This window comes from Flavobacterium sp. ST-158 (assembly GCF_058309975.1).
The window spans coordinates 23796-36327 of the sequence record NZ_JBZEEN010000010.1; the positions used below are offsets into that span (position 1 = coordinate 23796).

The 12532-nt window shown below is 35.1% G+C and carries 10 protein-coding genes; all 10 read left to right on the top strand.

Annotated elements, in window-relative coordinates:
* The 10 genes from AC4FRF_RS14495 (at position 1) to AC4FRF_RS14540 (ending at position 12356) form a co-directional block, all read left to right on the top strand.
* Positions 1–1854: an IucA/IucC family protein gene (locus tag AC4FRF_RS14495; protein ID WP_491160449.1), complete on the top strand. Its 1854-nt coding sequence runs from the start codon at positions 1–3 to the stop codon at positions 1852–1854.
* Positions 1851–3257 (top strand): MATE family efflux transporter, encoded by a 1407-nt coding sequence (locus AC4FRF_RS14500; RefSeq protein WP_491160451.1) that lies wholly within the window; start codon positions 1851–1853, stop codon positions 3255–3257. Before AC4FRF_RS14495 ends, AC4FRF_RS14500 begins: the two co-directional genes overlap by 4 nt.
* A gap of 36 nt (positions 3258–3293) precedes the next feature.
* Positions 3294–3536, top strand: a complete 243-nt coding sequence (locus AC4FRF_RS14505; protein ID WP_491160453.1) for an acyl carrier protein — start codon at positions 3294–3296, stop codon at positions 3534–3536.
* A 17-nt stretch (positions 3537–3553) separates the two neighbouring features.
* On the top strand, positions 3554–4963 hold the full coding sequence (locus AC4FRF_RS14510; protein WP_491160455.1) for an AMP-binding protein: 1410 nt from the start codon (positions 3554–3556) through the stop codon (positions 4961–4963).
* A 29-nt stretch (positions 4964–4992) separates the two neighbouring features.
* Positions 4993–6084 (top strand): heparan-alpha-glucosaminide N-acetyltransferase domain-containing protein, encoded by a 1092-nt coding sequence (locus tag AC4FRF_RS14515; protein ID WP_491160457.1) that lies wholly within the window; start codon positions 4993–4995, stop codon positions 6082–6084.
* 135 nt (positions 6085–6219) lie between these two features.
* Positions 6220–8547, top strand: coding sequence for a TonB-dependent receptor domain-containing protein (locus AC4FRF_RS14520; RefSeq protein WP_491160459.1), 2328 nt, complete (start codon positions 6220–6222; stop codon positions 8545–8547).
* 19 nt (positions 8548–8566) lie between these two features.
* A complete protein-coding gene (locus tag AC4FRF_RS14525; RefSeq protein WP_491160461.1) occupies positions 8567–9787 on the top strand; it encodes a DUF4374 domain-containing protein in 1221 nt (406 codons plus the stop codon).
* A 175-nt stretch (positions 9788–9962) separates the two neighbouring features.
* Positions 9963–10211, top strand: coding sequence for a hypothetical protein (locus AC4FRF_RS14530; protein WP_491160463.1), 249 nt, complete (start codon positions 9963–9965; stop codon positions 10209–10211).
* Positions 10212–10866: 655 nt separating this feature from the next.
* Positions 10867–11505: a type IV toxin-antitoxin system AbiEi family antitoxin domain-containing protein gene (locus tag AC4FRF_RS14535; protein WP_491160464.1), complete on the top strand. Its 639-nt coding sequence runs from the start codon at positions 10867–10869 to the stop codon at positions 11503–11505.
* Positions 11502–12356 carry a nucleotidyl transferase AbiEii/AbiGii toxin family protein gene (locus AC4FRF_RS14540; protein WP_491160466.1) on the top strand — a complete coding sequence of 285 codons (855 nt, stop codon included), beginning with the start codon at positions 11502–11504 and terminating at the stop codon, positions 12354–12356. The genes AC4FRF_RS14535 and AC4FRF_RS14540 overlap by 4 nt, the downstream gene beginning before the upstream one ends.
* Positions 12357–12532: the final 176 nt, after the last annotated feature.

Below are 12532 nucleotides of genomic sequence, written 5' to 3' on the forward strand. Positions count from 1 at the left end.
ATGAATATAGAAACAGTACCGCACTTAGAAGTTTTTACCGCTCCAGTTTGGGAAAAGGTTAATCTTAATCTGCTGGCGAAGAGTTTAGCCGAATTAATGCATGAAGATGTTGCCAAGCCTACAATTACGGGTAGTGAAAAAGACGGTCTTAAGCATTTTAAATTAACAACTGATATACCAGAGGTCTATTATACTTTTTCAGCTTATCCAAGACTTTTAGAGTATTGGCATGTTGAAAAGGAAAGTATCCAGAGATGGGAAAACGGCATAGCAGCACCTGCTAAAGATGTTCTTAGTTTTTTTATGGAATTGCAAAAAACCTTTGGTATTGATTCCTTTACACTAGCGAAATATACCGAAGAACTTCTCAATACCTTATATGCAGATGCACATTTGTACACGAGAGAAAAACTGAGTGCCGCTGCGTTGACACAAGCCAATTATCAAACTATTGAACATCAAATGGAAGGTCATCCTTGGGTTATTGCCAATAAAGGACGAGTTGGTTTCAACTATATCGATTATCACAATTACGCTCCTGAAGCCAATAAAAATACGACTTTGTACTGGCTTGCTGCGCATAAAAAAAGAGCTTTATTTAATTCTTTGGAAACGATCAATTTTAGTGATTTTTATACAGAAGAACTAGGTGCGGAAGTTTATAAAGGGTTTCAGGAAAAGCTTCGTAATAGGAATCTTGCGGTTGAAGATTACGTTTTTATTCCCGTGCATCCCTGGCAATTAAACAATAAAATTTTGCTGCAGTTTCATCAGGATTTGGCTAATCAATATTTAGTCATTTTGGGCAAAAACGACGATGTATATTCGCCGCAGCAAAGCATTCGAACTTTTTTTAATCTAAGTCATCCGTCAAAACATTATGTAAAAACGGCCATTTCAATTTTGAGTACAGGCAATATTCGCGGACTCTCTCCAAAACAAATGGATATTGCGCCGAGAGTTACCAAATGGGTAAAAGAAATGCTCGATAAAGATCCTTATTTTGAGGAAAAAGAAGTGGTTCTTTTAGGCGAAGTTGCAACAGTTTCTTATCGTCATCCGCAGTACAATGCCATAACCGACAGTCCGTATCATTATCGTGAAATGTTAGGTGCATTGTGGAGAGAAAGTGCCGAGAAATATCGCAAGCCTGAAGAAAATTTAATGACGATGGCTTCTTTATTATATATTGATAATAACAACTGTCCTTTTCTGCAGGAACTCATAAATGTTTCAGGATTGAGCACGCAAAACTGGCTTGAACAGTATTTAGAAGCCTATTTAAAACCGTTGCTGCACATTTATTATCAGCATTCTTTATGCGTGACACCTCATGGCGAGAATATTATTTTAGTCATGAGAAATGGCGTGCCGCAACGCATCATTATAAAAGATTTTGTTGATGATATTGTGTTGACAGAAGAAGCTAAAGCAAAATTACCCGAAGATCTTAAAGATGGTCTGATCCAATCTTCTAATAAAGAGAACACACCTTTGTTTATTTTAATTGGTGTTTTTGATGCTTTTTTTAGATACCTATCTGATATTCTGCATACTTATATGGATTATGATGAACATCTTTTTTGGAAAACCGTCATAGGATCAATTGAAGAATATCAGCAGGATAATCCGCATTTGACAGACCGTTTTGAGAAGTATAATCTTTTTGAGCCTGAATTTAAGCGATTTTACATCAATAGTCTAAAACTGCTTAATAATGGCTATGCCGAACAAACCGGTTTTGCCGTGCCGAAAAAAGGAAGTAAACTTCCTAATCCACTTTATGTAATCAGGCAGTACGAAATGAGCGAGTTTACAGAGATTGGAACTGAAACCATACAACAGCAATCATGAAAGTAGTTGTATTACGTCTTCAGTCCTATACGGATTTGTTTCTTAAGGCGGTATTAGGCAGAGAAAAAAAGTTTACTTCGGGCAGTATTAACAGGGCAATTGTATTGCTTGCCGTTCCTATGGTTTTGGAGCTGGTAATGGAATCTGTATTTGTTTGTGCCAGTTTGTTCTTTGTGAGCAAACTTGGCGCAGCAGCTGTTTCTATTGTTGGTTCTACAGAATCTGTTATCAGTTTTTCGTATTCGGTTTCAATTGGTCTGAGCATTGCAGCTTCGACTTTAATTGCAAGACGTATTGGCGAGCAAAACTTTAAGGACGCAAGTCTTACCGCCGGACAAGTAATAAACATCAGCGTATGCTGCGGTATCCTAATAAGCATTATATGTTTTATATGGAGTGATGAAATACTGGGATTAGTAGGACTCTCTCCTACCATTATAAAACAAGGCAGTTTGTATGCCAAAGTAATGTTTGCCAGCTGCGGATTCATTATTATCCGAATTGCGTTAAACGGAATCCTCCGTGGTGCTGGTTATGCTTCTTTGGCAATGCGTACCTTATGGCTGTCTAATGCGTTAAACATACTCTTGTGCCCGCTTCTTATTTTTGGATGGGGTTCGGTACCCGCCTACGGATTATTAGGAGTTGGTATCGCTACAGCCATGGCGCGTTTTATAGGCGTTTGTTATCAGGCATTCCATTTGATTAAAGGAACAACCATCATTCACATAGGAAAACAGCAATTGGCACTTCATCGTGAAACTTTCCAAAAAGTAATAAAACTTACTTTTGGAGGTATGCTGCAGTATTTGATTCCTGCATCGAGCTGGCTGTTTATGATCAAAATCGTTTCTCATTTTGGAGGAAATGCCCTTGCAGGCTATATCATAGCACAGCGTGTTGCTTCTATAGTTACTACTCCGGCTTGGGGTATAGGAAATGCGGCCGGAATTTTAACTGGTCAAAATTTAGGTGCACAACAGCCCGAAAGAGCCGAGAAATCAGTTTGGAGAGCAGGAATGATTAATATGTGCTTTTTGATTACAGTAGCTATCGGGTGGATTTTTATGGCAGATCCGGTTGTCAGAATCTTTTCTGATGTGCCCGAAGTAATTGATAACAGCACCACTTATATTCACATTATTTCTATCGCCTATGTATTACTAGGCTACACAATGGTTATTTCCAGAGCACTTAATGCCGCCGGAAAAGTCATGATGGTTACCCTGCTTTACATTCTCATGTTTTATGTGATACAAATACCGCTTTCGTTTGTTTTTGGAGTTGCATTAGATTTCGGTCCAAAAGGCATTTTTGCAGCGATATTAATTTCAGAGCTAGTATTAGCAATTGGCTGTATCACCATATTCAGAACAGGAAAATGGAAGTTCGCTAAAGTTTAAAATAATAAAATATAAACAAATTAAAATATGATCATTATGAGCACAACACAAGAATTACATCAAGTATTTGCAACTGCATTTGAAATACCTGTAGAATCAATTACACCAGATTTAGAATATCAGGGTATTGTAGAATGGGACTCTATGAGCCATTTGCTTTTAGTTGAGGAACTGGAGCGTTTTTATAATGTGGTAATTCCTATGGAAGATATTCTGGAAATGGGAAACATTGATAAAATAAAAGCAATATTAAAGAAAAACGGTGTAGAAATCCAATAAATTCAAAAGAAAAAAGTATGGAACTTTATGATTTAATTCAAAAAAATAAAAAATTAAATTTTATAGATGCAAAAACCAAAGTTGTTAAAACGTTTGACGAAATACACGAATCTTTAGACATTGAAGATCTGCGCGCCATTGTTTTCATTTACAATGATAATCAGCTGGCGTCAATTGAAGCGTTTTTGAATTTTTATCACAAAAAGTATACGGTGGCTTTGCTTAATGCGGATTTACATCCTCAGTTTAAACAAAAACTGGAAGATGAATATATGCCTGCTTATATTTTCGATCCATCGAGAACCGAGGTTGAGGGTTATGCTTTAAAACAGGCATCTACAGCTATTTCAGTGTTTAAAAGAACGCAGATTAGCCCCTACCCTATACATGGTGACATTAAGCTTTTAATGAGTACATCCGGAACTACAGGTTCGCCTAAATTTGTTAAAATTTCAGATCAAAATCTGGTTCAGAATGCCTTGTCTATCATGGAGTACATGCCAATAACGGAACACGATGTTGTTCCGTTAAATGTACCTATTAATTTTGTGTACGGTTTTTCAATTTTTACAACAAACTGCATCAAAGCAAATACCATTGTATGCACTGACAGAGATGCGCTTCAAAAAGAATTTTGGTCAGATCTTGCTGACTATGGCTATTCTACACTAAGCGGTGTTCCTTATTTTTATGAGCTACTGCATCGTTTTGGTTTCTTCAAAAAAGCGACTCCTTCTATACGTTATTTTACCCATACAGGCGGAATGCTGAATAAAGAGCTGGCAAACGTAATTTCAGCTTATTCTCAAACTTATAACAAACAGTTTTTTGCACAATACGGACAAACCGAAGCCAGCGGCAGAATGGCTTTTTTACCGCCAAACGATTTTCAGACTAAAGGAACTTCTATAGGGTTTCCAGTAAAAAACGGAAGGTTTGAAATTGATGAAACTACAGGAGAACTGATTTATTACGGTCCTAATGTTTCCGGAGGTTACGCCAACAATATTTTCGATTTACAGGATTATAACCATACCGATAAACTTTATACAGGAGATTTGGCCGAAAAAGATGAGCTAGGATATTATCATATTAAGGGACGTATTAAACGAATTATAAAATTATTTGGAGTCCGTTTAAACCTTGATGAGGTTGAGGTTTTACTTAAAAATGAATTAGGAGGACAAACCTTTATCTGTATCAGTGTTCAGGATAAATATCTCGGCATCATACATCAGGATGAATCTTTATCACGTCAAACCATAACTCAGCTAACAAAGGAAAAACTGGGATTACATGCCAGTTCAATAAAAAATTTTTATTTAAACCATGTGCCCCTGACTGTTAATGGTAAAGTAGATTATCCAGCTATAAACAAATATATCAACGAAAATTCATTTGCAGCAGCAAAAACGATTGTCAGCTAATTTCAATTATTTAATAAAAAAATAAACCTATGGAACAGAAAAGTAAAAGAATTGCAGCATTGGATTTGATAAAAGGAATCAGTGTTATAGGAATGATAATCATACATACGTTATTGATATTTGCTGATGTCAAATCGCAGTCTGAAACCTTTATTGGTAATTTTGTTATTTTTCTAGGCAGAGGAACTTCTATTTTCCTAATCTGCATGGGAATAACGTTTATGACCTCACGTCATCAAAGCCTTAAAAGCGCTCTAACACGCGGCATACTACTCTTAGCAGCAGCACTTTCTATGAATTTCCTAAAGTTCGTTTTTCCTGTGATTTTTGGTTTTGCACCAGATAATTTTATACAAAGATACGGATGGCACGGGCCGATCGAACAGCAGTACTTGTATTTGATGTTACTGGGCGATATCCTTCAATTAGCAGGAATGTCTTCGCTGTTCATGGGTTTTATTAGAAAATATGTCAGTAATAAATATGGAATCTTAGCCATCGGATTGCTGACAGCATTAGTTTCCAGAGAAGTGAGCGGCATTAATTTGAATTATCCTGCAATTAATTATGTATTAGATCTTCTTTTCAATAATGATTTTCCAGCATACGTGTATTTTCCTGTTTTTCCTTGGATCTCTTTTATTATCATAGGAATGTTTTTTGGTAAATGGTATCAGGAACTTCATTATGATAAAACACTGTTGTTTAAAAACATGTTGTACATCGGCTTTCTGTTCACTGCTCTAGGCGCGCCTTTAGTTTTTATTTACGGAGATTACAATTACAATAGCTTTTATCATATGGGACCAGGAGGTGTTCTTTATTTTGCTGGCTGGACTTTAATTTTTCTATTTATTGTTTATAAAATATCCGTAAACGTCAAAGAAAATAAATTTATCAAACTTTTAAAATATTGCAGCAAGAACCTGACCACCATGTATATGACGCAATGGATATTGATTTCTTGGGGCAAAGGCATCTTTGGTTACAGATCAAACGGAATAACCATTGTACTGCCGCTAATTGTAATGTATGTTATTCTGACTTTTTTGGTTCAGATGCTAATAGATTTCCTGAGAAAACAGAAGCAGAAAACAAAAGTTATAGAAGCTCTAAATTAAAAAAATAAAAATTTAATTGTTTTTAAGAATAATAGTAATAGAAAATTCCTTACTTTTGAATCTTTATTTATTCTAAATAAAAATAAAGTATAATTCTAAGCAAATCTCATGAAGCTGAAAATAATAACACTCTTTATGTTCAAGACAGCATTTTTAATAGCTCAAAACACAATATCCGGTAAAGTAAATGATGAATTTGGTAATCCATTAAGCAATGTTCATATTCAGCTTGTAGGTACAGAAATAAGTACAGCCACAAATACTGAGGGGGTATATAAACTAGAAAACATAGCAAATGACCGAGTATTAATTGAGGTACGTGCAGATGGGTATCTTGCAAAGAAACAGACAATTCTTTTAGAAGGTTCTTTAGATACTTCGCTCAATGTGGTGGTATTAAAAAAAGAAGTACAGAGATTAAATGATGTCGTTGTAACCCGTTTGTCTGAAAAACAAAAGAAAGAAGCAACGGCACAAGCAGTTTCAGTAATCGAAATGCGGGAAGCTAAATTTAAAACTGCCGATTTGGGTGAAGTCCTTGCACAGACACAAGGTATTAATATTCGACGCACCAGCGGTTTAGGTTCAAGAACAAATTTTTCGATGAATGGACTCACAGGAAATCAAATTCGTTTTTTCTTAGACGAAATTCCTTTGGATTATCACGGTTATACTTTTGGAATTTCAACAGTTCCAGTAAATCTAATTGATCGTGCTGAGGTTTATAAAGGAGTCGTGCCTATCGAATTTGGTGCAGATGCTCTTGGCGGTGCTGTCAATTTAATTACTCCAAAAATAAAGGCAGGTTTCAACGGCTCTTTTGCTGCTCAGGCGGGATCTTTCGGAACTTATAGAACTTCACTCATACTTAGTAATTACAATCAAAAAACTGGTTTCTTTATCAAAGGAAATGGATTTTATGACTCCTCACAAAACAACTATAAAGTTGACGTTGATGCTGCAGATGATGCTGGAAAGCTTAAAAAAGTGACCGTTCCGAGATTTCATGATGCCTATAAAGGTTACGGAGTACAGTTAATTACAGGTGTAAAAAACAGATCTTGGGCAAAGGAATTGAGCATTGAAGGATTCTATACCGATTACAGCAAAGAAATTCAGCATAACCAATTAATGGTTGGAGTTCCTTATGGAGAAGTTATAACGTACCGAAAAGCGGCTGGAACTGTCCTTACTTATCGCAATAACTTTGGTGAAAATATTAAATTAGATATCATTTCAGGATATAATTATAGAGAACGTCAGTTTACAGATGTATCTGATTATGTTTACAATTGGTACGGCGATCGAATTGAAGGCTCTGCTGGAAATGTCAGCGGTGAAATTTCAGAATCTACTGGTCCAAGCGATACTTACACTTGGAACAATGATGTTTTCTCACGCCTGAAAGCTTCATGGAAAATCAGCGAACAATACGCTGTGAGTTTTACTTCAGCCCCTACCTATTCGAAACAAAATGGAGACGACAGACTTATTACGGGTTATGATCCCACAAGTGCTGTAAGAGATTTGCTTACTTGGGTAAATGGAGCAGATTTTAAAATAGATGCCTTTAATGAAAAATTAGAAAATATTGTTTTTGTTAAAAATTATCTTCAAAAAATCAATTCAAAAGAAAAAATACCTTCTAATAACACAGTAATAAAAGAAGAAAGAAACAGGAATTATTTTGGTTTTGGAAATGGTTTGCGTTATAAATTTACAGCGCAATTTTCTACGAAGCTTACTTATGAATATTCAACCCGTTTACCTCAGACTGACGAATTATTTGGAGACGGGCAATTTATTCAAGGCAATTTAAACTTAAAACCAGAACGCAGCCATAACTTCAATTTTGAGTTTTTCTTAAAGTCTAAAATAAATGCTGAAAGAAGCAGCTGGCAGGCTCAAACCAATGTGTTTTTAAGAAAAATAGACAATCAGATCTTATTTGTTCCAGCTTTGGATCGTAATAATATCTATCAAAATGTATTTGCTGCAACTTCTAAAGGAATTGAGGTTTCTGGAAGCTGGACTTCTAAAAATGACAGACTTTCATTTCACGCTAACAGTACTTACCAGCATTTTTATAATAACTCAGAAGAAGGAATATTTGCAGCTTACAAAGGAGACAGGGTTCCTAATCAGCCTTACTTTTTTGCTAACGGTGGGGCAAATTACTCTTTCCGTAACCTAATTAGCAAAGAAGATAAATTGGCTCTTTTTCTGGATACAAGATATGTGTACGAATTTTTCAGAAGCTGGGAGAGCGCTTCTGTAAACCCATTTGTTATCCCGAGCCAATACACTATTGATTTAGGAACAACTTATCATAATAGCCTACGTGGTTTTAAATATTCCCTAACAGCAGAATTACAAAACCTAACCAATGAAAAAAATTATGATTTTTTTGGTGTGCAAAAACCTGGGCGATCATTTAATATCAAATTAGTAACACAATTTTAAATATAAATAATTAATACGTATGAAAACAAATCGATTTTTTAAAAAATACACTGCACTAGCATTGATGTGTTCAGTATTTTCATTAACTTCCTGCAGTTCTGATGATTCTAAAACAGATGAAGGTCAAGGTCAGGGTGATAATCCCGCAGTTATTGCCTCAGTTCGTGTAAATACTCCCGGAGGCAGAGTTTTTTATCTGGGAGCATACGATAAATTCCCTTCAACCCTTGATTATAAAACAATGACAGAGATTGGTCCTGGTGCGACCATCTATTCTTATGGCAAACACCCTTATGTTTGGAATGGTACAGCTTCGACTTTAACCAAATACAATGTAAGTAATGATATGAAAATTTCGGATGCAGATGCTTTAAGTCTTGCAAATACTGGCGTTAGCGGTACCTTTGGACCTCCAGCTTTCGTATCTGAAACTGAAGCTTATTTTTTCGCCCTAAATGATGGAAAAATTATTAAGTTCAATCCAACATCTATGACGATAACAGAAACCATAGCAGTAACTCCATTGCCGTTAAGTAATGATCCTGCTGTTAAAACATCTACTTACATGAGTTATGTTACTTCTGCAAAAAAAATTATTTTACCGGTGGCTGCAACTCCTACTGATTTTAATAAGTTTCCACAATATGCTCAAATTGCTGTTTTTGATATAGCATCAAAAACGGTTACTTATGTTTCAGATTCCCGTATGTCAATGGGATATGATACGTTTGCTAAAGGAAATGATGGTACTTTGTACTACAGGCCTTCACGCGCTACTTCACTGTCCCTAGATTACAGCACCGTAACAGGCGCTCCTCCAGCTGGCGGATTATTAAAGGTAAATCCTGATGGAACATTTGATGCTAACTTTTTTGTAGACTTAAAAGTACCTCTTAATGCACATTCAGTAAATGTGGTAGCTTATGTTCACGGAGATAAAGCCCTTGCTCAGTATCTGGATAATAGCTTTACTCCACCAGTAAAACCTGCTGATTGGTATAATGCCCCAACAAAATTTGCTCTTGTAGATTTAAAAACTTTACAAGTGGAACCTTTTACATCTTTTGAAAAATACGGTACTGTTTATACTGTTGGCACAATTGATGGTGTAGAATACTATGGTAATATCACTGCTCCTGATGGCAAATACAGCCTTTTGAAGCAAAATGGAGCTGCTGATTTTGAAGTAGTTTCTGAAGCTATTGGCGGTAGCTTGATATTTGTTGGGAAATTAAGGTAATTTAAGAAAGACATTCTACTTTTAATATTGATTTTCATTCCAACAAAAATAGTCTTGATGAATATATAATAAAAAATGGCTTAAAATAATTAGTATAATTATTTTAAGCCATTTTTTATTAAGTTGCATTCGATTAATAAATAAAGAACTTCTAAACTCGGGGGAATTCGTAGGTATGGTTGCTGATGATCCTGATTCTAAAATTGAATTAAAGGCTTTTCATGCTAAAATAATAAACGATCATGAAGCTCTTAAAAATGAACAGTCGAATTATAAAGACATTGCTATAATCCGCAAATTAGACAATAGCATGGTTCAAAGAAATTATCTACAAATCAAACAGGATGTTCAAGATATTATTCTTTCTAAAATAGAAAGGCTGTTACATGATCCTGGACTGGCTTACCTTGTGGTGAAGAAATAAAAGTATATTTTAAAATCAGTATCGTTTTGTAATATAAAAAAGGTTCTGGAAAATCACAATGAGCCAATTAGTAAACTCACTTTGCGAGTTCCGCTGGTAGTCTGTACTTTCTAATCTAATAGAAACATTGCTTTTACTTCTTAAAAATTCACTTTAAAAAGACATTAATTCCATTTTAAACTAAAAACTGATAAGTAGCCAATAGGGCCAAAGGGATGCTAAACAGGCTTTTTTTATACTATTGTAATCTAAATTTGGCTCCATCAGGCTAAACCCACAACCAATCCTAAATTCTTTACAATAAACACTTTACTACTAGTTTTTTGTTTTCAAAACAAATATAAAAACTTAACTTTAAATACAATAATAAACCTACAAATATCAACTAAGTGAAATTTTTTTTATTATAACATCCAACATAAAAACAAATTAGCAATACAATAACTATCCTGATTAGAACCGCAGATGATTTTTTAAAGCTTCGGAAATTAGCTATCTATAAGGAGGTTTTATACCCAATATAATATTAATACTGTTCTATATGCTACCTATAATCGGAATATTTCCGATTATAACTGCGTATAAAGACAAAAAATGTAATAAAATTTGCTTTAAATCGGAAAATTTCCGATTTTAGCTAAATATTTTAACAAAAATGGATTTCAAATATTCAATTAGATCATTTAGTACTGTCCCGCTGAACAGACAAGTCCTGCTTGATATACTTAAAGATTATAAGAGACCCAATGACAAGATTAGCGAACTGATCAAAAGTGGGGAACTAATTCCATTAAAAAAAGGGCTTTATATCGCTGGAGTACGAACCGATTTAACAGCTCCCGAACCATTCCTAATTGCAAATCATTTATGGGGACCGAGCTATGTATCTCTTGAATCGGCTATGTCTTACTGGGGTATTATCCCTGAACGGGTATATGAGGTAAGTTCTATTACTATAAAAAGTTCCAAAAAATATAAAACTCCTATAGGAAGATTCAGCTACCGTTCAATCCCTGCCCCTTATTACAGCTTTGGAATTAAAAGCATCGAATTAGCAACAGGACAGCTAGCACTCATAGCATCTCCTGAAAAAGCCTTATGCGACAAAATAATTACTACCTCTGGACTTTCTTTACGAAGTCCCTCCCAAACACGTAATTTTTTATTGGATGACCTACGAATAGATCCACAATGGCTCCGTAAATTCAATCTTAAAGAGATGAAATCCTGGGTTGAGGATGCTCCAAAAAAACAAAGTCTAAGAATGCTTATAAAAACATTAGAGAAATTATGATTAAAGAATGGATTAAGGAATATAACCCCAAAAACACCGAGGAGGTACTCTCAGCCCTAAGGGAGATTATGCAGGAAGTTACACTGGCAGGCCTTTCCAGAACTGATTTCTTTGAAAAAGCAGCTTTTTACGGAGGAATAGCTTTAAGGATATTTTATGGATTGGATCGCTTTTCTGAAGATCTCAATTTCTCCTTGCTGGAATCAAACCCTGAGTTTTCTCTTGAACCTTATTTCAACGCTATAGTAACTGAGTTTAATGCTATCGGTATGCAGGTGAGCATTCGAGAGAAGGAAAAGAAAGAAAAAACGAATATTGATTCGGCTTTTCTAAAGTCTGAAAACGAATGGAAAGAACTGATACTTGAGAATATTGTAAAGCAAGCGGGTATACAATCTACTAATAGGACGATGAAAATTAAAATAGAAGTAGATCGCCGCCCTCCTCTTGGGTTTACCACCGAAAACAAGCTGATAACCCAACCATTCTCTTTTTATGTAAAGTGTTTTAGCAAGCCTAGCTTATTTGCCGGTAAAATGCATGCGATCTTGTTTCGAAAATGGAAAAATCGGGTTAAAGGGCGCGATTGGTATGATTTGGAATGGTATATTAAAAAAGGAATTCCACTAGATTTACAGCACTTTGCTTTACGGGTAAAAGATACAGGAGACTGGACAAAAGAAAGCTTAACACAGGAGGATGTCCTTGTGATGCTTCGGGAAAAATTTAAAACTGTATCCTTTGACAATATAAAAGAGGATGTTGCTCCTTTTATAAAAGATGATCAAGTTCTTGAAATTTGGGGAGAACACTATTTCAATGATCTCTTAGAAAAATTAAAATTTCAATAAAATACATAAATCCTCTTTCTAATTATTCTATTTAAAAAAAAATATTCAAAAAAAGTAAATCCAGTACCCAATTGTACTGGCGTATTCGCTTGTTGTTGTTACAATTATTTTTGCTTTTTTCTTTGTTGCAATTGCTGCATTTTTTTAACGTAGCTCTGTAAATGGGCGGTTTAATT

Excerpts from the sequence above, each read along its gene's own strand:
- AC4FRF_RS14495 (WP_491160449.1), top strand. The coding sequence starts at position 1 with ATGAATATAGAAACAGTACCGCACTTAGAAGTTTTTACCGCTCCAGTT.
- AC4FRF_RS14500 (WP_491160451.1), top strand. The coding sequence starts at position 1,851 with ATGAAAGTAGTTGTATTACGTCTTCAGTCCTATACGGATTTGTTTCTT.
- AC4FRF_RS14505 (WP_491160453.1), top strand. The coding sequence starts at position 3,294 with ATGAGCACAACACAAGAATTACATCAAGTATTTGCAACTGCATTTGAA.
- AC4FRF_RS14510 (WP_491160455.1), top strand. The coding sequence starts at position 3,554 with ATGGAACTTTATGATTTAATTCAAAAAAATAAAAAATTAAATTTTATA.
- AC4FRF_RS14515 (WP_491160457.1), top strand. The coding sequence starts at position 4,993 with ATGGAACAGAAAAGTAAAAGAATTGCAGCATTGGATTTGATAAAAGGA.
- AC4FRF_RS14520 (WP_491160459.1), top strand. The coding sequence starts at position 6,220 with ATGTTCAAGACAGCATTTTTAATAGCTCAAAACACAATATCCGGTAAA.
- AC4FRF_RS14525 (WP_491160461.1), top strand. The coding sequence starts at position 8,567 with ATGAAAACAAATCGATTTTTTAAAAAATACACTGCACTAGCATTGATG.
- AC4FRF_RS14530 (WP_491160463.1), top strand. The coding sequence starts at position 9,963 with ATGGTTGCTGATGATCCTGATTCTAAAATTGAATTAAAGGCTTTTCAT.
- AC4FRF_RS14535 (WP_491160464.1), top strand. The coding sequence starts at position 10,867 with ATGGATTTCAAATATTCAATTAGATCATTTAGTACTGTCCCGCTGAAC.
- AC4FRF_RS14540 (WP_491160466.1), top strand. The coding sequence starts at position 11,502 with ATGATTAAAGAATGGATTAAGGAATATAACCCCAAAAACACCGAGGAG.